This window comes from Scandinavium sp. NPDC088450, assembly GCF_044900545.1.
Classification (GTDB): domain Bacteria; phylum Pseudomonadota; class Gammaproteobacteria; order Enterobacterales; family Enterobacteriaceae; genus Scandinavium.
On sequence record NZ_JBJDNI010000007.1, the window covers coordinates 1 to 20,330 of the forward strand.

15 protein-coding genes and 1 pseudogene are annotated in these 20,330 nt (G+C 56.9%); 7 read left to right on the plus strand and 9 right to left on the minus strand.

The window, feature by feature from the left end; translation table 11 throughout:
• Positions 1 to 129 precede the first annotated feature (129 nt).
• Together ACI2I2_RS08080 and ACI2I2_RS08085 are read right to left on the minus strand one after the other, a co-directional pair.
• Complete coding sequence (locus ACI2I2_RS08080; protein ID WP_404657457.1) at positions 130 to 897, minus strand: siderophore-interacting protein; 768 nt, start codon at positions 895 to 897, stop codon at positions 130 to 132.
• Positions 898 to 1,002: 105 nt separating this feature from the next.
• The gene (locus ACI2I2_RS08085) at positions 1,003 to 2,523 is read right to left on the minus strand and encodes a methyl-accepting chemotaxis protein (protein ID WP_404657458.1); all 1,521 of its coding nucleotides are present in this window, start codon (positions 2,521 to 2,523) and stop codon (positions 1,003 to 1,005) included.
• Positions 2,524 to 2,894: 371 nt separating this feature from the next.
• Here ACI2I2_RS08085 and ygjG point away from each other — a divergent pair, with 371 nt between their 5' ends.
• Positions 2,895 to 4,274: a putrescine aminotransferase gene (gene ygjG, locus ACI2I2_RS08090; RefSeq protein ID WP_404657459.1), complete on the plus strand. Its 1,380-nt coding sequence runs from the start codon at positions 2,895 to 2,897 to the stop codon at positions 4,272 to 4,274.
• A gap of 111 nt (positions 4,275 to 4,385) precedes the next feature.
• Here the strand turns inward: ygjG and ACI2I2_RS08095 are convergent, their stop codons facing one another.
• Positions 4,386 to 4,718: a tRNA-binding protein gene (locus tag ACI2I2_RS08095; RefSeq protein ID WP_404657460.1), complete on the minus strand. Its 333-nt coding sequence runs from the start codon at positions 4,716 to 4,718 to the stop codon at positions 4,386 to 4,388.
• 135 nt (positions 4,719 to 4,853) lie between these two features.
• On the opposite strand from ACI2I2_RS08095, the gene ebgR reads away from it, so the two are divergent.
• The 6 genes and pseudogenes from ebgR (at position 4,854) to ygjK (ending at position 14,493) form a co-directional block, all read left to right on the plus strand.
• Complete coding sequence (ebgR, locus tag ACI2I2_RS08100) at positions 4,854 to 5,837, plus strand: transcriptional regulator EbgR (RefSeq protein WP_404657461.1); 984 nt, start codon at positions 4,854 to 4,856, stop codon at positions 5,835 to 5,837.
• Between the two features lie 189 nt (positions 5,838 to 6,026).
• Positions 6,027 to 9,089, plus strand: a complete 3,063-nt coding sequence (gene ebgA, locus ACI2I2_RS08105; protein WP_404657462.1) for a beta-galactosidase subunit alpha — start codon at positions 6,027 to 6,029, stop codon at positions 9,087 to 9,089.
• Entirely contained in the window at positions 9,089 to 9,538 is a 450-nt protein-coding gene (locus ACI2I2_RS08110; RefSeq protein ID WP_404657463.1) for a beta-galactosidase subunit beta, read from the plus strand. Before ebgA ends, ACI2I2_RS08110 begins: the two co-directional genes overlap by 1 nt.
• Before the next feature lie 56 nt (positions 9,539 to 9,594).
• On the plus strand, positions 9,595 to 11,058 hold the full coding sequence (locus ACI2I2_RS08115; RefSeq protein ID WP_404657464.1) for an amino acid permease: 1,464 nt from the start codon (positions 9,595 to 9,597) through the stop codon (positions 11,056 to 11,058).
• Positions 11,059 to 11,074: 16 nt separating this feature from the next.
• Positions 11,075 to 12,125 (plus strand): annotated as a pseudogene (gene ygjJ, locus ACI2I2_RS08120) (protein YgjJ).
• A gap of 16 nt (positions 12,126 to 12,141) precedes the next feature.
• Positions 12,142 to 14,493, plus strand: a complete 2,352-nt coding sequence (ygjK, locus tag ACI2I2_RS08125; protein WP_404657465.1) for an alpha-glucosidase — start codon at positions 12,142 to 12,144, stop codon at positions 14,491 to 14,493.
• A 90-nt stretch (positions 14,494 to 14,583) separates the two neighbouring features.
• On the opposite strand, the gene lsrG is transcribed toward ygjK, so the two are convergent.
• The 6 genes from lsrG to lsrA are packed head-to-tail and all read right to left on the minus strand — an operon-like array spanning position 14,584 to position 20,302.
• On the minus strand, positions 14,584 to 14,880 hold the full coding sequence (lsrG, locus tag ACI2I2_RS08130) for a (4S)-4-hydroxy-5-phosphonooxypentane-2,3-dione isomerase (protein ID WP_404657466.1): 297 nt from the start codon (positions 14,878 to 14,880) through the stop codon (positions 14,584 to 14,586).
• Positions 14,877 to 15,764 (minus strand): 3-hydroxy-5-phosphonooxypentane-2,4-dione thiolase, encoded by an 888-nt coding sequence (lsrF, locus tag ACI2I2_RS08135; protein ID WP_404657467.1) that lies wholly within the window; start codon positions 15,762 to 15,764, stop codon positions 14,877 to 14,879. Before lsrF ends, lsrG begins: the two co-directional genes overlap by 4 nt.
• Before the next feature lie 11 nt (positions 15,765 to 15,775).
• Positions 15,776 to 16,789: an autoinducer 2 ABC transporter substrate-binding protein LsrB gene (gene lsrB / locus ACI2I2_RS08140; RefSeq protein WP_404657468.1), complete on the minus strand. Its 1,014-nt coding sequence runs from the start codon at positions 16,787 to 16,789 to the stop codon at positions 15,776 to 15,778.
• A gap of 1 nt (position 16,790) precedes the next feature.
• Positions 16,791 to 17,783, minus strand: coding sequence for an autoinducer 2 ABC transporter permease LsrD (lsrD, locus tag ACI2I2_RS08145; protein WP_404657469.1), 993 nt, complete (start codon positions 17,781 to 17,783; stop codon positions 16,791 to 16,793).
• Positions 17,784 to 18,818 carry an autoinducer 2 ABC transporter permease LsrC gene (lsrC, locus tag ACI2I2_RS08150; protein ID WP_404657470.1) on the minus strand — a complete coding sequence of 345 codons (1,035 nt, stop codon included), beginning with the start codon at positions 18,816 to 18,818 and terminating at the stop codon, positions 17,784 to 17,786.
• Positions 18,815 to 20,302, minus strand: coding sequence for an autoinducer 2 ABC transporter ATP-binding protein LsrA (gene lsrA, locus ACI2I2_RS08155; protein WP_404657616.1), 1,488 nt, complete (start codon positions 20,300 to 20,302; stop codon positions 18,815 to 18,817). Before lsrA ends, lsrC begins: the two co-directional genes overlap by 4 nt.
• Positions 20,303 to 20,330 lie beyond the last annotated feature (28 nt).

Below are 20,330 nucleotides of genomic sequence, written 5' to 3' on the forward strand. Positions count from 1 at the left end.
CGAATGAATATAGTTAATGCGCTGAAATTATTAGGGAAAGAGTACAGTAATATGGTCACAGGCGAATGACCATATTACTGGGGATCCCTCAGCCCCGCGGGAGAGGGTTAGGGAGAGGGGCTGGCACAATCACTTTTGATGCCAGTAGGCCTGAGAACGCACTAACTGCGGGTCAATAGCGTCAGAAATGCAGTTATCCAACAGCGCTTTCACCACTGCGCCTTCCCCGGTCAGCCACAGGAAATAGTCTTCTTCCGGCACCGTCACCGCTTTCAGTTTCTCAGCCACGGCTTCCTTGCTGTGACCGATAACCCAGTCAATCTCGAAGCCGCAATCTGCCAGGTAATCCTGATAGCTGGCGTCCGCCACCGCCACAATGGCTTTCACCTGCGGGCGCACAGGCAGCTCGCGCAACGCTTTAAATCGGCGCAACAGCGCTGGCATGCCTGACTCATCGGCAACATAAAGCTGCCAGGCGTAATCTTCTGGCACCACCAGCGATCCGCGTGGGCCGCCAATCGTCAGCTTATCGCCTGCTTTGGCATTCATCGCCCACTGGCTTGCAACACCGCCTTCGTGAATGAAAAAGTCATACGTCAGTTCGTTACGCTGCGCATCGAACAGCGGCGTGTAGTCGCGTGATACCGGGCGCACGCCTTCTGCCCACACGATACCTTCATCGGTGACCGTCGGCGGCGAAAAATGGCTTCCCGGCTCCGGGAAAAAGAGTTTGGTGTGATCGTCAAATCCTGGGGAGGTGAAGCCTTCCAGCGCCTCACCGCCCAGCACAATGCGCTGGAATGCCGCACTGACGCGCTCTACGCGAAGAACGGTCAGTTCACGGAACCGCAGCTCGTTACGGACTCGCTGTGGGTATTTCTGTTTAGGGGTCGTCATCGGTCAGCCTCTGCGAAAGATTGTCGTTATCATTAACGTAAATGATAATGATTTACAACAAAACGCAAAAGCACAGGATGTGCGGTCTTTGACCCTGGCTAAAGATCAATGCAACACGGTTACCGCGTCCTGCAAACGCCCGGCGCGGTGTTTCACCATCGCCGAGACATGGGCGCTCTCTTCCACCAGCCCGGCGTTTTTCTGGGTGATAGCGTCCAGTTCGGCCACGGCGCGTGTTAAATCCGACAATCCTGCCGCCTGTTCAGACGTGGAATGACTGATCTGCGCGATAAGCCCTGTCACATGGCGAACCTGGCTCACGATATCGTCCATCGTTTTTCCCGCGGCATGAACCTGATCAGAACCCGATTGCACCTTGTCGGCGCTGGCATCAATCAGCTTACGAATATCGTTCGCGGCACTGGCGCTACGACTTGCCAGATGGCGGACTTCACCCGCCACCACCGCAAAGCCTTTGCCCTGCTCGCCTGCTCTTGCCGCCTCCACCGCCGCGTTGAGCGCCAGAATATTGGTCTGGAAGGCAATGTCGTTAATCAGTTTGGTGATAGAGCCGATGCGCTGCGTGCTGTCGGCAATCTCATCCATGGTTTTCACCACAGTGTGCATCGCCTGACCGCCCTGCGTGGCCGCCGCGCTGGCTTCGTTCGAGAGTTTATCCGCCGCCGTCGCAGTCTGGGCATTGTTCTGTACCGACGCCGCCATCTGGCTCATGGTTGCCACCGTTTGCTGCACATTAACCACTGTCTGGCGCGTACGTTCGTTGAGATCGTCATTGCCTTTGGCTAACGTCTCACTACCCTGGCGCACGCTCGCCACCTGGCCTGAAACGTCATGAATCAGCCAGCGGCACATCAGCCCCAGCTGCCCGACCGAACGCAGGATCAACCCTAACTCGTCGCTGCGGTTGAGCTGTTCCACACTGTTTCTCTCGCCAGTTGCCACGCTCAAAGCCTGACGCGCAACGTTCTCCAGAGGACGCACAATTTGCCATTCCAGCAGTGCCGCGCCGATAAGCAGCATCACGGTGCTGATGCTCAGCCCAAGCCAGTGCGCACCCGTTGTCAGCAACGTACTCATCAATAACACCCACGTGACCGCCAGCACGCTACGCACTCGCCAGCGAATGGGCAGCGATGGCAGTTTGCCCCACCAGCGTTTGCTGGTAACCAGGCCTTTATGCACACGCTTGTTGCAGCGCCCTTCGTTCAGCGCCTGATAGAGCGGCGTGACGGCGGCGATTTCTTCCGGCTGCGCTTTGGTACGTATCGACATATAGCCGGTGATTTTGCCCTCGCGCACCATCGGCACCGCGTTGGCTCGCACCCAATAATGGTCGCCGTTCTTACGGCGGTTTTTGACAATTCCGGTCCATGGCTCGCCCTGCTGAAGCGTTGCCCACATATCCGCAAACGCGGCTTTCGGCATATCCGGATGACGTACCAGATTGTGCGGCTGCCCGGTCAGTTCTTCCAGGCGGTAGCCGCTAACGTGGACGAAGGTGTCGTTGGCGTGGGTGATGTGGCTTTGCAGATCGGTGGTCGACATTAACGTGGTGTCATCGTCTAGCGGATAATCACGCTGAGTAACTGTTAATGGAGGTGACATTTACGCGTCCTTTGCTGGAATCAGTGGTTATTAATTTTTCTCTTAATTGTTATTTCGGCGATAACCACTTTATCTTTAATTGTTAAAGTTGATACAGATCGCACTTTGCGTTTAAACCCTGTTTTTGCTGAGCCTTCCCCCTGATGATGCAACCGCTGCACCAGCATGATGCAACCGTTCAATATAATGACCGCACTTATGCTGGAAGCTCAGGAGTAAAAACCGCATAAATGTTATAGGAATGATTAAATTTTGTAACATTCAGCCCTCCACAGCCGTTTATCTCGATTTTTGCGTTCCGCTCCAGGGTGGCGTAATCCCTGCAATACTTAAATCAGTATCATGTGATACGCGATACCCAGGAGCATATTTTGAACAGGTTACCTTCCAGCGCCTCGGCTCTTGCCTGCAGCGCGCACGCACTGAATCTCATTGAAAAGCGCACGCTTGATCATGAGGAGATGAAATCACTCAACCAGGAGGTTCGGGAGTACTTCAAAGAGCATGTGAATCCGGGGTTTCTTGAGTATCGCAAGTCTGTCACTGCAGGCGGGGATTACGGAGCCGTAGAATGGCAAGCGGGCAGTCTGAATACGCTTGTCGACACCCAGGGACAAGAGTTTATCGATTGTCTTGGGGGGTTTGGGATTTTCAACGTAGGGCACCGTAATCCAACAGTGGTTTCCGCCGTACAGAATCAACTCGCGAAACAACCGCTTCACAGCCAGGAACTGCTCGACCCGCTGCGTGCGATGCTGGCAAAAACGCTGGCCGCACTGACGCCGGGCAAACTGAAATACAGCTTCTTCAGCAACAGCGGGACAGAATCCGTCGAGGCCGCTATCAAGCTTGCCAAAGCGTATCAGTCACCACGCGGGAAATTTACGTTTATCGCCACCAGCGGTGCATTCCACGGGAAATCTCTCGGGGCGCTGTCGGCAACGGCGAAATCCACCTTCCGCAAACCGTTTATGCCGCTGCTGCCGGGCTTCCGCCATGTGCCGTTTGGCGATATCAACGCCATGCGCACCGTGCTGAGCGAATGCAAAAAGACCGGTGATGACGTCGCGGCGATTATCCTTGAGCCGATTCAGGGTGAAGGTGGCGTGATCCTGCCTCCGCAGGGTTATCTGCCTGCGGTGCGTAAGCTCTGCGATGAGTTTGGCGCGCTGCTGATCCTCGACGAAGTGCAAACCGGGATGGGCCGCACCGGTAAAATGTTCGCCTGTGAACATGAAAACGTGCAGCCGGACATTCTCTGCCTCGCCAAAGCGCTGGGCGGTGGTGTGATGCCGATTGGCGCGACGGTCGCGACAGAAGAAGTGTTCTCAGTGTTGTTCGACAACCCATTCCTGCACACCACCACCTTTGGCGGTAACCCGCTCGCCTGTGCGGCGGCGCTGGCGACCATCAACGTGCTGCTGGAACAGAACCTGCCGGCTCAGGCCGAACAGAAAGGTGACATGCTGCTGGACGGTTTCCGCCTGCTGGCACGTGAATATCCGGATCTGGTGCAGGAAGCGCGCGGGAAAGGAATGTTGATTGCCATCGAGTTTGTCGACAATGAAATCGGCTACAGCTTCGCGAGCGAAATGTTCCGCCAGCGCATTCTGGTGGCGGGTACGCTCAACAACGCCAAAACCATTCGCATTGAACCCCCGCTGACACTGACAATTGAGCAGTGCGAGCAGGTTATCAAAGCGACGGGGAAAGCGTTGGCTGCACTTCGGGTGTCCGTGGAGCAGGCATAACTGCCGGATGGCGCTGCGCTTATCCGGCCTACGAAAAGAATACAATTATCAATGGCTTATCGGCCAGATTGTAGGCCCGGTAAGGCGTAGCCGCCACCGGGCATTTTTCTTTTAAACAATCCGCACGCCAGCAGGCATAGCACGCTCGGCGGTCAGCAGAACGCTTTCGCTTTCGTCCTCGGTTTCGGCACACAGCAGCATGCACTCCGACACTTCTCCGCGCATTTTTGCTTTCTCCAGATTGCACAGCACTACCACCTGTTTACCCCTTAGCTCATCCTGAGTGTAGTAAGGTACCAGGCTGGTAACGGTCTGCAGCGTGCGCCCGCCAACGTCAATCTGCACGATGTACAGCTTGTCAGCGTTCTCATGTCTTTTCACCGCAACAATTTTACCGGTGCGCATCTCCAGACGAGCGAAATCCCCGTAAGCTACCTTTTCCATGTCAATCTCCAGGTAAATATTTAGTAAAATAATCACAGCATAAGCGGCACTGCCGATCAATGGATTTTTACTAAATTCGCCGGATTCATTACAATGGCGGCAGCATACACTTCAACTCCCGCGCAGAGGGGACCCATGGCAACACTGAAAGATATCGCAAAGGAAGCGGGCGTGTCGCAGGCCACCGTGTCGCGCATTCTTAACGACGACCCGACGCTGAATGTCAAAGAAGAGACCCGGCATCGGATCCTGGAGATCGCTGAAAAGCTGGAATATCGCGGCAGCAGCGCACGTAAAAGCCTGGTCCATCACGATGTCTGCCACCATGTGCTGGCGCTGTACAGCTACCGTCAGGAGCTGGAAATCAACGATCCGTATTACCTCGCCATCCGCCACGGCATTGAAACGCAGTGTGAAAAACTGAATATCGGCCTGACTAACTGCTATGAAAATCAGGGAGTTCCTGAGGTGAATAAGGTCAGCGGCATTCTCATTGTCGGCAAACCGACTCCTCAGATGCGCCAGGCCGCGCAAGCTCTGAGCGACAACATCTGCTTCATCGATTTCAACGAACCCGACTCCGGTTTTGATTCGGTGGATATCGACCTGGTGCGGATCAGTAAAGAAGTTATCGACTTTTTTGTGGCGCAGGGCGTACAGCGTATCGGCTTTATCGGCGGTGAAGACCAGCCGGGCAAGGCAGATATTCGCGAGAAAGCGTTCGTCGAATACGGCCATCTGAAAGGCGTGGTGTCTGAAAGCGACATCTGGCGCGGCGGCTTTTCCAGTTCGTCGGGATATGAGCTGGCGACCCAAATGCTGGCGAAAAGCGACTATCCCGAAGCACTGTTTGTCGCCTCTGATTCCATCGCCATCGGCGTGCTGCGGGCTATCCACGAGAAAGGGCTTTCCATTCCGCAGGACATCAGCCTCATCAGCGTCAACGATATTCCCACCGCCCGCTTTACCTTCCCGCCGCTGACCACCGTGCGCATTCATTCCGAAATGATGGGCAGCCAGGGCGTGAACCTGCTGCTGGAAAAAGCCCGCGACGGGCGAGCGTTGCCGTTACAGGTGTTTGTGCCGAGCCGGTTAAAGCTGCGCGGTACCACGCGTTAAACCCTATGCCGGGTGGCGGCTACGCCTGACCCGGCCTACGTGTGAAGGGTCATTTACCGGATTATTTTCCTTTCTCCCCGCAATGCTATTTTCGTGATTCGGTTAACGCATTTCATTTTTACTGATTTTATTTAGTAAAATATTTACTAAACTCCCCTGCAATGATGGTTTAACCCGCAGGGAGATGAGATGAACCGCTGGGAGAATGTTCAGCAAACGCACGAGAACCGGCTGCCGCCGCGCGCGTACTTTTTTGCTTATCCGTCCGTCGACGAGGCGCGCCGCTTTGCGCGCGAAGCCAGCAGCCATTTTTTGCTGCTAAGCGGCCAATGGACGTTTCGCTATTTTGATCATCCGCTTGATGTGCCGGAGGATTTCCCCCAGCGGCTGATGAATGACTGGGGGCAAATTAGTGTGCCGTCGATGTGGCAGCTTGAAGGCCACGGCCAGCTGCAATACACCGACGAAGGTTTCCCGTTCCCGATTGACGTGCCTTTCGTGCCTACCGCTAACCCCACCGGCGCCTATCAGCGCATCTTTACACTCGGCGAAAACTGGAACGCGCGTCAGACGCTCATCAAATTCGACGGAGTGGAAACCTACTTTGAAGTCTATGTGAACGGACATTACGTCGGGTTCAGCAAAGGCAGCCGCCTGACCGCCGAGTTCGACCTTTCCGCTTACGTTCACGCCGGAGAAAACCTGTTATGCGTCAAAGTGATGCAGTGGGCGGACTCCACCTACGTGGAAGACCAGGACATGTGGTGGACGGCAGGCATTTTCCGCGACGTTTACCTCGTCGGGCGCACGCCGACGCACATCGACGATTTCACCGTCAGCACCGTGTTTAACGACGACTACCGCGATGCCACGCTTTCCTGTCGTGTGGAGCTGGAAAATCTGGCTGCACAGGCAGAAAACGTCAGCCTTGAATACCAGCTTTTCGACGGCGAGCTGTGCCTTTATCAGGGCTCGACTAAAGGCAGCGTCAGCCAGCGCCAGACGCTCGATTTCAGCGTTGACGTGAAGCAGCCGAAACAGTGGTCTGCCGAATCGCCTTACCTCTACCAGCTATTGCTGATCCTGAAAAACGCCGCCGGGGAAACTCTCGAAGTGGTGCCGCAGCGCGTGGGTTTCCGCGACATTCAGGTGCGCGACGGCCTGATGCTGATCAACAACCACTACGTGATGCTGCACGGCGTGAACCGTCATGATAACGATCACCTGAAGGGCCGCGCGGTGAGCATGGATCGGGTCGAAAAAGACTTGATCCTGATGAAGCAGCACAACATCAACTCGGTGCGCACCGCTCACTATCCGAACGATCCGCGCTTTTATGAACTCTGCGATCTTTACGGCTTGTTCGTGATGGCGGAAACCGACGTGGAATCGCACGGCTTCGCCAACGTCGGCGATCTGAGCCGTATCACCGACGATCCTGCGTGGGAAGGCGTGTACGTCGAACGCATCGTGCGTCACGTTCAGGCGCAGAAAAACCACCCTTCTGTCGTCATCTGGTCGCTGGGCAACGAATCCGGCTATGGCTGCAATATCCGCGCGATGGCCAAAGCCTGCAAGGCGCTGGACCCAACGCGCTTAGTACATTACGAAGAAGACCGGGATGCCGAAGTGGTGGACATCATTTCCACCATGTACACCCGCGTGCCGCTGATGAACGAGTTCGGCGAATACCCGCATCCTAAACCACGCATCATCTGCGAATACGCGCATGCAATGGGCAACGGCCCTGGCGGGTTAAGCGAATACCAGAATGTGTTTTATCGCCACGACTGCCTGCAAGGCCATTACGTCTGGGAGTGGTGCGATCACGGTATTCAGGCACACGACGCGGACGGCAAGACGTTCTACCAGTACGGCGGCGATTTTGGTGACTACCCGAATAACGCCAACTTCTGCCTCGACGGGCTGATTTATTCCGACCAGACCCCGGGCCCTGGCCTGCGGGAATACAAGCAGGTGATTGCCCCGGTGAAAGTCCACGCCGTCGATTTGGCTCGCGGCGAACTGCGAATCGAAAACAAGCTTTGGTTCAGCACGCTTGACGACTACACCTTGCGAATCGAGATCAAAGCCGAAGGTGAGCTCATCAGCAGCCAGAGCCTGAAAGTCAGCGACCTGCCGCCGAACAGCAGCCGCACGCTGAACATCGATCTGCCGCAAACCGAAGGGCGTGAAAGCTGGATCAACGTGTTTGTCAGCAAGGATTCCGCAACGTGCTACAGCGAAGCGCATCACCCGATTGCACAGTATCAGTTCCTGCTCGCCCCTCGCACACTGGCGGCAAAACCGTGGCTCTCTGATAACGCCACTGCGTTGCTCGTTGAAGACGAACGCCTGAACTGTACCGTCCGCGGGCATAACTTCCTGATGGTGTTCTCTAAGCGCAGCGGCAAGCTGACGTCATGGCGGGTCAACGGCGAGGAGATGATTGCCGAAGAAGGCAAAATCACCTTCTTCAAGCCGATGATTGATAACCACAAACAGGAATACGAAGGGCTGTGGCAGCCGAATCATTTGCAGATTATGCAGGAGCACATACGCGCGTTTCGCGTGGAACGCGAGGGCAACGAGGTGTGCCTCTTCAGTGAAAGCGTTATCGCCCCGCCGGTGTTTGATTTTGGCATGCGCTGCACCTATCGCTGGCGCGTCAGCCCGGCCGGAGCATTGAGCGTCGAGCTATCGGGTACACCTTACGGCGACTATTCGCACATCATTCCGTGCATCGGCTTCACGCTGGGCATCAACGGCAGCTTTGAGCAGGTGAAGTATTACGGACGCGGGCCGGGGGAAAACTACCCGGACAGCCAGCAATCCAGCCTGGTTGACGTCTGGCACAGCACGGTGGACGCGATGTTCGAGAACTATCCGTTCCCGCAGAACAACGGCAACCGCCAGCAGGTGCGCTGGGCGGCGCTCACTAACCGCCAGGGGAATGGCCTGCTGGTCGTGCCGCAGCAACCTCTTCACTTTAGCGCCTGGCCGTACACCGCCGAGGCCATTCACGCCGCACGTCACTGCAACGAACTGCAGCGCAGCGACCACATCACCCTCAATCTTGACCACCAGCTGTTGGGTCTGGGCTCGAACTCCTGGGGCAGCGAAGTGCTGGACAGCTTCCGCGTGCGCTTTAGCGACTTCCGCTATGGCTTCACCCTGCTGCCTGCCAGCGGCAACGTGCTGACTCAGGCATTCTCTCTCACCCCAACCGCTGCCGAATGCGAGGCCGAATAATGGACATTATCAATAACCTGGAAGAGTTTACCCGTCGCTATCACGGCGGTCGCAAATGGCAGCGCTGTGTGGAAGCCATTAACAACATCGACAGAGTTCGCCCCGGTGTGGCGCATTCGATTGGTGATTCGCTGAGTTACCGCCTGAGCACCGACACCACCACCGATGCGCTGTTTCTGGGGCATCGCCGCTACTTTGACGTCCATTACTACCTGCAAGGCGCGCAAAAAATTGAGTACGCGCCGAAAGCACAGCTTCAGGTGGTGGAGTGCTACCGCGATGAAACCGACCGCGAATTTCTCAGAGGTTGCGGTGACACCGTGCAGGTTCACGAAGGGCAAATGGTCATTTGCGACATCGACGAAGCCTACCGCTTCATCAGCGATGGCGCGGTGAAAAAGGTGGTGCTGCGCGTCACCGTAGAAGACGGCTATTTCCATAACAAATAAAAAATCCGGCGGCGCCGACGTAGCGCCGCTATCCTCCCTGTACCCGGAGATTCGTTATGTCAGAGTCCACTGTTTCAGAATCCAATGCTTCACAGTCCAAACGTAATACCATTGGCAAATTCGGCTTGCTGTCGCTGACCTTTGCCGCCGTATTCAGTTTTAACAACGTCATTAATAATAATATCGAGCTAGGGCTGGCGTCCGCGCCAATGTTCTTCCTGGCGACGCTGTTCTACTTTATTCCGTTCTGCCTGATTATTGCCGAATTTGTCTCGCTGAATAAAAACTCCGAAGCAGGCGTTTATGCGTGGGTGAAAAGTTCGCTCGGCGGGCGCTGGGCGTTTATTACCGCCTACACCTACTGGTTCGTGAATTTATTCTTCTTCACCTCGTTATTACCGCGCGTCATCGCTTACGCCTCGTATGCCTTTCTTGGCTATGAGTACATTCTCACCCCGTTTGCTACCGTGGTGCTGAGCCTGGTGTTATTTGCTTTTTCGACGTGGGTCTCGACCAACGGCGCAAAAATGCTCGGACCGATTACGTCCGTCACCTCCACACTGATGCTACTGCTGACGCTGTCTTATATTCTGCTGGCGGGTGCGGCGCTGGTCGGCGGCGTGCAGCCTGCTGACCCGATTACCGTCGATGCCATGATCCCCAATTTCAACTGGGCGTTCCTCGGCATCACCACCTGGATTTTCATGGCCGCAGGCGGGGCAGAATCCGTGGCGGTGTATGTGAATGATGTGAAAGGCGGCTCTAAATCCTTCGTGAAGGTCATTATTCTCGCGGGGATCGTTATTGGCGTGCTGTACTCCATTTCCTCGGTGCTGATTAACGTCTTTATCAGCAGCAAAGAATTGAAGTTTACCGGCGGCTCCGTGCAGGTGTTCCACGGTCTGGCGATTTATTTCGGTTTACCGGAAGTGCTGATGAATCGCTTCGTTGGCCTGGTCTCCTTCACCGCGATGTTTGGCTCGCTGCTGATGTGGACGGCCACGCCGGTGAAAATTTTCTTCTCTGAAATTCCGTCCGGCATTTTTGGACCGAAAACCGTCGCTCTGAATGAAAACGGTGTGCCTGCACGAGCGGCGTGGATACAGTATTTAATCGTTATCCCGTTGATGATTATTCCTACTCTGGGCTCCAACACCGCCCAGGATTTAATGAACACGGTTATCAACATGACGGCTGCTGCCTCTATGCTGCCGCCGCTGTTTATTATGCTGGCCTACCTGAACCTGCGCCGCAAACTCGACCATCTGCCACGCGATTTTAAGATGGGCTCGCGCACCACCGGCATTGTGGTTGTTTCCATGCTGATCGTGATTTTCACCATTGGCTTTATTGCCTCCACCTTCCCGACCGGCGGCAATATTCTGACCATCGTGTTCTATAACGTCGGCGGCATTGTCATCTTCCTCGGTTTTGCGTGGTGGAAATACAGCAAATACATCCGGGGGCTGTCGCAATCTGAAAAAAAGCGTGAAGCCGCTCCCGCGCAAACTCTCTCCTGAAGGAACCAGGAACCTAATGAGACTTTCACCTTCTGTTTACGGGGCACTCGCTGCCCTGTCTTTTTGCAACCCGGCGCTGGCCGCGGAAGAGGCTCGCCCGGCGGAGCATGACGACACCCGCACGCCGGAACTGTCCGACACCTCATACCGTTTTTATGGCGAACTGGGCGTTGGCGGCTATATGGATCTCGAAGGCCCGGAGAAACACAAATACAGCGACGGCACTTATATCGAAGGCGGGCTGGAAATCAAACATGGCCCATGGTTTGGCCTGATTTACGGCGAAGGCTGGACCGTTCAGGCCGACAGCCAGGGCAATGCCTGGGTTCCAGATCATAGTTGGGGCGGTTTTGAAGGCGGCCTGAACCGTTTGTATGGCGGTTATCGTACGGATGACAACACCGAAATCATGCTCAGCGTGCGCCAGGATTCGTCACTCGATGACCTGCAATGGTGGGGCGATTTCACGCCAGATCTGGGCTACGTTATCCCCAACACCCGCGACATCATGTATGCCCTGAAGGTGCAGAATCTGACAGGGAAACTGCGCTACAGCGTGACCGCCACGCCCGCCGGGCATCATGATGAAAGCAAGGCCTGGCTGCATTTTGGCAAGTACGACCGGTACGACGATAAATACACCTATCCGGCGATGATGAACGGCTATCTGCAATATGAATTCATCGAAGGCGTAGAACGGCCTGGAAGTGACCGACGGTACCGGGCAGCTGTTCCTGACTGGCATTCTGTCGCCGCACCTGGCGGTACGTGCCTGGCATCACACCGGGCGCGCCAAAGGCCTGGGCACTCCAGGCACCGAAACCGGGTTTATGGCGAGCGCGATGGTAGAACCGCTGAAAGGGCTCTATTTCTCCACCGCCTGGAGTTACGCGAAGCACCGTCCCGACGAGGCGGCTGAAGAAACCACCTCATTTATGCAGTTTGGCATCTGGTATGAATACGGCGGGGGGCGTTTTGCCACTGCCGCCGACAGCCGCTGGTACATGAAAACCGCCTCCGGCGATCCCAGCGATCAGGTGTTCCTGATGCAATACTTCTACTGGTAACAAGGACAGAATCACCATGAAATTGACGACCACTCTCGCCCCGTTGGCCTGCGCTCTGCTGCTGAGCCTGTCGGCGCACGCGGGCAGCGCAGACAGCTATAAAAATGTCATCAACCGCGTCGGCGCGCCGCACAACATGCAGGATTTCGACAGCGACGACCACCAGCGCTTTAACCCGTTCTTCGATCTCGGTGCTTGGCACGGCCACCTGCTGCCCGACGGCCCGGCAACGATGGGCGGCTTTCCCGGCCCGGCGCTGCTGACCGAAGAGTACATCAACTTTATGGCGACCAATTTCGACCGTCTGACGGTGTACCGCGGCGGCAAAAAGGTTGATTTCACAATGCAAGCATGGAGCCTTCCCGGCGCGTTGGTGCAAACCCTGACCGCGCCCGGGGTGAAGATTGTGATGACCCTGCGTTTCGCCAGCCCGCGCACCTCGCTGTTGGAAACGAAGATTACCAGCGATGCTCCGCTGCTGCTGAAATGGGATGGTGAGCTGCTGGAAAAATTGCAGGCCAAAGAGGGGAAAGCCGTCTCCGATAAGACGATTGATGCGGCCTACCCGGACTATCAGCGCCAGCTCGTCGCCACCCGCGATGGCGTGGACGTGAAATTCGGCAAAGTGCGTTCAACCTGGGATCTGCTGACCTCCGGAGCCTCGCAGTATCAGGTGCATAAGTCGATTCCTGTCGAGACGACCGTCGAGGGGCATCGCTTCACCAGCACCGCGCGAATCAACGGCTCGACCACGCTGTGGACCACTTATTCTCACCTGCTGACCGCTGAAGACGTCAGCCATGAAAAAATGCAGATTCGCGATATTCTCGCCCGTCCGTCGCACTACATGCAGGCTGCCGAACAGCGCTGGGAAGGGTATCTCCAGCGCGGTCTGACCAATCCGGAGGCTACGCCGGAGCAAACCCGCGTGGCGGTTAAAGCCATTGAAACCCTGAACGGCAACTGGCGCTCGCCGGGCGGCGCGGTGAAGTTCAACACCGTCACGCCGTCGGTGACCGGGCGCTGGTTCTCCGGCAACCAGACCTGGCCGTGGGACACCTGGAAACAGGCTTTTGCGATGGCGCACTTCAACCCAGAGATAGCCAAAGACAATATCCGCGCCGTCTTCTCCTGGCAGGTTCAGCCTGGCGATAAAGTCCGCCCACAGGACGCAGGCTTTGTGCCAGACCTGATTGCCTGGAACCTGAGCCCGGATCGCGGCGGTGATGGCGGCAACTGGAACGAGCGCAACACCAAGCCAAGCCTGGCAGCGTGGTCGGTGATGGAGGTCTATAAAGTCACCAAAGATAAAGCGTGGCTGGAAGAGATGTACCCGAAACTGGTGGCCTATCACGACTGGTGGCTGCGTAATCGCGATCACAACCACAACGGCGTGCCGGAGTACGGCGCGACGAAGGATAAAGCGCATAACACCGCCAGCGGCGAGATGCTGTTTACGGTGAAAAAAGGCGACAAAGAAGAGACGCTTTCCGGCCTGAAAAACTACGACGCCACCGTCAGCAAAGGCCAATACGATAGCCTGCAAATTCCGGCGCAGGTGGCTGCCTCCTGGGAATCCGGGCGCGATGACGCAGCGGTGTTTGGCTTTATCGACAAAGACCAGCTGGATAAATACGTGCAAAACGGCGGCAAGCGCAGCGACTGGACGGTGAACTTCGCCGAAAACCGCGATGCGAAGGGCACGCTGCTTGGCTATTCGCTGTTGCAGGAGTCCGTCGATCAGGCGAGCTACATGTACAGCGACAACCACTATCTGGCGCAGATGGCGACAATCCTCGGCAAACCGGAGGAAGCCAGCCGCTACACCGCACTTGCCGGAAAGCTGGCGGAGTACATCAACACCTGCATGTTTGATGCGACAACAGGTTTCTATTACGACATTCGCATTGAAGACAAGCCGCTGGCTAACGGCTGCGCGGGCAAGCCCATTGTCGAACGCGGCAAAGGCCCGGAAGGCTGGTCGCCGCTGTTCAACGGCGCGGCAACCCAGGCCCATGCCGATGCAGTGGTGAAAGTGATGCTCGACCCGAAAGAGTTCAACACCTTCGTGCCGCTCGGCACCGCCGCGCTCACCAGCCCGGCGTTTGGCGCCGATATTTACTGGCGAGGCCGGGTGTGGGTCGATCAGTTCTGGTTCGGGCTGAAGGGCATGGAACGCTATGGGCATCGCGAGGAAGCAGTGAAACTGGCGGACACCTTCTTCCGCCACGCCAAAGGCTTAACCAGCGACGGGCCGATTCAGGAAAACTACAACCCGCTGACCGGCGGCCAGCAGGGCGCACCGAACTTCTCGTGGAGTTCCGCGCATTTGTATATGTTGTATAACGATTTTTTCCGTAAGGAGTAAGCTTGTCAGTGCCCGATGGCGGCATGCGCCTTATCGGGCCTACGAGTCTGAACTTGTAGGCCGGGCAAACGCAGTGCCGCCCGGCAATCCTCACACCTCCGGCAGCAACCCCACGAAACTGCGCTTCTTACGCGGCTCCGACATCATCTCATCGAGCTTTTCCACGCAGGCGAGATAGTGCGGGGTTTTCTTGTGCGCCAGCACCGCTTCGTCGTCTTTGTAGGCTTCATAGATAAAAAAGCGGGTCTGCACTTCCGGGTCCTGCAACACGTCAAACCGCAGGTTGCCCGGCTCTGTTAGCGCGCCTTCGTGGTTGGCGCGGAACACATCGAGAAATTCATCGACCCTTTCCGGCTTGATGTTGATCTCTACCAGCGTCACGTTCATCGCTGCTCTCCCTGTTTTTCTTCCTGCCAGAACTGGTACGCCTCGCGGGCGCTCATGTTCTCGTGCACGACTTTTTTCACGGCTTTTAACATCGCCAGTGGCGCGCTGGACTGGAAGATATTGCGCCCCATGTCCACGCCACTCGCGCCCTGATCGATGGCTCGCCAGCACATCTCCAGCGCTTCGTCTTCTGGCAGCTTTTTGCCGCCTGCAATCACAATCGGCACCGGGCAGCTGGCGGTGACTTTTTCAAAGCCCTCTTCCACGAAATAGGTTTTCACGAACGTGGCCCCCATTTCTGCGGCGATGCGGCTGGCGAGCGAGAAATAGCGCGCGTCACGCGTCATCTCTTTGCCAACACCTGTCACCGCCAGCACCGGCATGCCGTAGCGGTTGCCTGCATCCACCAGCTTGATGATGTTGCTGATTGACTGATGTTCATATTCGCTGCCGATATACACCTGCGCCGCCACCGCCGCGACGTTCAGGCGCAAAGCATCTTCCATCGTGACCGCAACACATTCGTTTGAGAGCTCGCTCAGAATCGAGTTGCCGCCAGAAGCCCGCAGCACAACGGGTTTATTGGTCGCCGCAGGCACCGTACTGCGAAGAATACCGCGGGTACACATCAGCACATCGGTTTCGCCATACAGCGGCGCAATCGACAAATCAATACGCTCAAGCCCGGTGGTTGGCCCCTGAAAATAGCCGTGATCAAACGCCAGCATCACCGTGCGGTTGCTTTGCGGATTGAAAATTCGGGCCAGGCGGGACTGCATGCCCCACTCCAGCGAGCCGCAGCCCTTCAGGGTATAGAGCGCATTTTTCTGCGGACGGTCGAGCCCGAAATCTTTCCCGTCTTTGATATCGTCTAAATCTGCCATTGTTCCCTCCCTCAGAAATCGTAGTTGCCGATGTTGTCTTTGGTGAACACCACGCGCTCCGGCAGCAGCACGATGCCGTTGCCTTTGGCTTCATACTGGTAGCCCTGCACGCTGTTTGGTTCGACTTTCAACTCGCCAATGTCTTTCACCGTCACGCTGTCGCCGACGTTCAGATCGCCTTTTTTCAGCAGATGATCGGCGACGTTCACCGCAATTTTGCCCTGCTCTACCACGTCCCACAGGCCGAAGGCTTTCACCGTGCCGCGCTCAACGTAAGGACGCATCACGTTCGGGGTGCTGAAGCCGACAATCGCCACCCCCTGACGCTTCAGGTTTTCTGCAGCCTGCGCCGCAGCGGGCAGTGCATTGGCATCCGGGGCGATGATCGCATCTAAGTCCGGGTAGGCTTTCAGAATGCCTTCGGCAGTTTGCAGGGATTTGGTGGCATCGTTATAGCCAAACTGGGTGGTGACGACCTGCCATTGCGGATGATCCTTGGCGATTTTGGCTTTCGCCTCTTTCACCCACTGGTTCTGGTCGGTCACGGTCGGGCTTGAGTAGAAAAACGCGACTTTAGCATCGGGCTTAGTGACCTGTTTTCCGGCCATGTCGACCAGCAGGCCGCCCAGCTGTTCCGGCGTACCCTGGTTGATGTAGATGCTGCGGCATTCCGGCTTGGTGTCAGAATCCCACGTCAGCACTTTCACGCCGCGTTGCATCGCGCGTTTCAGCGCCGGACAAAGCCCGTCTGGCGAGACGGCGGAAACGATAATCGCGTTGTAGCCCTGATTAACAAAGTTGTTGATAAGCTGCACCTGGCCGGACACGCTCGGTTCTGTTGGCCCGTCGTAGGTCACGTCCGTTCCGAGCTGCTTGCCCGCTTCTTTCGCGCCGTTGCCGCCGCTGGTGAAGAAGCCGACGCCCACCAGTTTCGGGATAAACGCAATCTTATCTGCCGCCTGCACGGCGACCACACTCATTGCCAGCGCCAGGGCGCTCAGTTGCACACACAGTTTTGCTTTCATCTCATGCTCCGATTGTTTTGCGCGAAACAAGCCGACGCCACACCGTGCGCACCCCTTCACGATGCAGACTCAGCGAACGCCCCATGACCACCACCACTAACAGCGCCCCGGAGAGCGCACTCGACACCTGATTGGGAATACCGACCATCTGTAATCCCTGTTGCAGATACCCCACCAGCAAGGCCGCCAGCGCAGTACCGATAACCGACCCCGAACCACCGTAAATATTGGCCCCGCCGAGCACCGCGGCGGTCAGCGCGGGCATCAGCAAATCACGGCCTAAATCTGAACGTGCCGAGCCGAAGTAAGACACCAGCACAACGGCGGCAATGGCGGAAGCCAGCCCCACCAGGCCGTACAGCACATACGGCATACCGTTGACCGACAACGCCGCATAACGCGCTGCACGCGGGTTTTGCCCGAGTAAGAAGAGATGGCGGCCAAAGCGCCCACGGTGAGCCAGCAGCCAGAAGAAAAAGGTGATGACGATGAACAGCACCAGCGGCACAGGCAGGCCGAAAAGGGTCAAATTGGCGAAGGCGGTGAAGCTGTCCGGGAAACCACCGATGCCTTCATAGCCCGTCGCCCCGGCCATGCCAGAAAGCAGCAGCGCCGCGCCGCCGTAGAGGTACAGCGTGCCAAGCGTGATAACCAGCGGGCTAATTCCGGTGTAATGAATCAGCGCAGCATTCACCAGGCCACACAGCAGGCCGAGCGCCAGCGTCAGCGGAATGGCGAGGCTCATCGGCCAGCCCGCCTGCATCATCACGCCCAGCGCGATGGCGCAGAGGCCAATGGTGGAGCCAAGCGAGATGTCGATGCCACCGCTGATGATCACCAGCGTTAACGGCAGCGCCACAATGCCAATACAGATAAAGTCGCTGGTGCTGAACAGCAGCATGTTCACGTCGAGCATTCGCGGGTTCACGGCCCCGAAGAGGACGATTTCCAGCACCAGTAAAATCAGCAGCGCGCTTTCCCAGTTGAGCTTCATTTACGCCACCTCTTTGTTTTTACGTTTTGGGAACGGGGTGACATGCTTCCCCCCTTTGTTGCCCGGCTGGAAACGGCTGTATTTCTGCGCCCGTTGATGACGCATCAGCGCCTGACGCAGTCGGCCGTCGAGCACCAGCACGCCCAGCAGCACCATCCCGGCAATGAAGTCATTCCACCAGGCGGGCAATTTGAACAGCACCAGCACGGTGTCGATTTGGGTGAGGAAGAACGCGCCGAGGAAAGCGCCAATGAGTGTGCCTGTGCCGCCAAGCAATGAGACGCCGCCCAGCACGCAGGCGGCGATGGCTTTCATCTCCAGCCCGCTGCCGGTCTGATTCGGCACGAAGCCAATCTGCGCGGCGAAGATAATGCCGCCGCAGGCCGCGAGCATGCCGTTAAAGGTAAAGGCCAGCATGCGCGTGCGGTTCACGCCTACTCCCAATTGCCGTGCGGCTGCGAGGTTGTCGCCCACCGCATAGAAATCGCGGCCAAAAGTAGTGCGAGCCAGTGCCCACGCGCCTGCCAGCAGTAAAACCAGCACCAGCCAGCCGAGTGGAGAAATACCGATGAAAGCTGGCTCCGACAGCACCTTCAGGTTATCCGGCAGCCCTTCAATCCATTTTCCTCCGGTCCACAGCAGCATCACGCCACGATATAACCCGAGAGTACCGAGCGTGGCGACAATCGCCGGGATGCGAAAACCCACCACCAACAGCCCGTTAAAAGCCCCGGCCAGCGCGCCGATTGCCAGCGCAAACACGATGGCCAGCGGTAAGCCGTAACCGTTGTTGAGTGCGACGCCAACCGCAATCGCGCTGAGGCCGACGGTCGACCCAACCGAAACGTCGATATTGCGGGTCAACATCACCAGCGCCGCCCCCAACGCCAGAAGGCAAAGGATCTGTGAGCTGGAGAAAATCATCGCCAGCGTTTGCAGGCTGAAGTAGGAAGGGTTGAGCGCCACCAGCCCCGCAAACAGTGCCACGATGGCGAGAAATGCAGTCAGCTCGCGATTTTTCAGTAACGTTTTCATGCCTGCCCTCCGAAGGCCAGGTTCATCATCCTGTCGACGCTGACCGCCTGTTTTGCCAGCTCGCCGTTCAGCCTCCCCTGATGCATCACCAGCACCCTGTCCGCCAGACCGGGAAACTCATCCAGATCGCTGGAGATCATCAGCACCGCCACGTTCTGTGCCGCCACGCTTTTCAGCAGTTGATAGATATCCGCACGCGCCGACACATCCACGCCGCGCGTAGGTTCATCGACAATCAGCAGCAAAGGATTCGCCTCCAGACAACGCGCCAGCAGCACCTTTTGCTGATTACCGCCTGACAGCGTGCGCACCGGCTGATCGGCATGGTTGAGCTTGATGCCCAACGCGCGGTGATAACGCTCGACCACCGCCGCCTCGCGTTTGTTTTCCTGCCACCAGGAAGGCTGGTTAAACATCACCGTGTTCCAGCGAATCGGCGCATCCAGAAACAGCCCGGACACCTGACGGTCTTCGGGCAAATACACCAGCCCGCTTGCCAGTCGTGAGCGGGTGTTGTCCTGGCTGATATCGCGATTTTCCAGCCAGACCCGCCCGGCTCTGACCGGACGCAACCCGTACAGCGTTTCAGCAAACTCGGTGCGCCCGGAACCGACTAATCCCGCCAGGCCGACGATCTCCCCGGCGTGGATCTCCAGAGTCAGATCGATAAACCCTTCGCCCGTCAGGTCTTCCACCCGCAGCACCGGAAAATCCTGCGGCTGAGTACGTCGATTTCCCGGCAGCGCCAGCCACAGCTTTTGCGTGTCACTCAGGACTTTGTCACGGCTGATAGGCGTCATCGCGGCAATCAATTCAGCATCGCTGTGATCGGCGGTGGCACCGCTCAGCACCACAGCCCCATCCCGCATCACCGAGACATGACTTGCGAGAGCGCGAATTTCCGGAAGTTTGTGAGAGATGAAGACAATGCCTACCCCCAACGCCTGCAACGCGCGGATCTGACGAAACAGCCGCTCAGTTTCACCCGGGGTGAGTGAAGCCGTGGGTTCATCGAGAATCAGGATTTGCGCTTCACGCATCAGCCCGCGCAGGATCTCCACCATTTGCTGATCCGCCACTTCCAGCGTGCTGGCGGTGGCCTGCAAATTGAGCTGGCAGTTCAGTTGCTGCAGTTTTTCATCCAGGCGAGCATCGATATCGGCCTGCCACGGCAGACGAAAAAGAATGTTTTCCCGCACGGTCAGGTTGGGAAACAGCATCGGTTCCTGGGGCACCAGATAAATTCCCAACTGGTGCGCCTGCCCCGGCTTCAGACGCGCAAAAGGTTTGCCATTAATAATCAGTTCACCTTCATCCGGCGTTTCCACCCCGGCGACGATTTTCATCAGCGTCGATTTTCCCGCCCCGTTGCCGCCCATCAGCGCGTGCACCTGGCCGGAAAGCAGTGTGAAATCAATGCCCTTCAGCACGGCGACGCCGGAGAACTGTTTGCGGATTTGGCGAGCTTCAATCAATGACTTCATCATCACGCCTCAGTTGAACAAATGATTT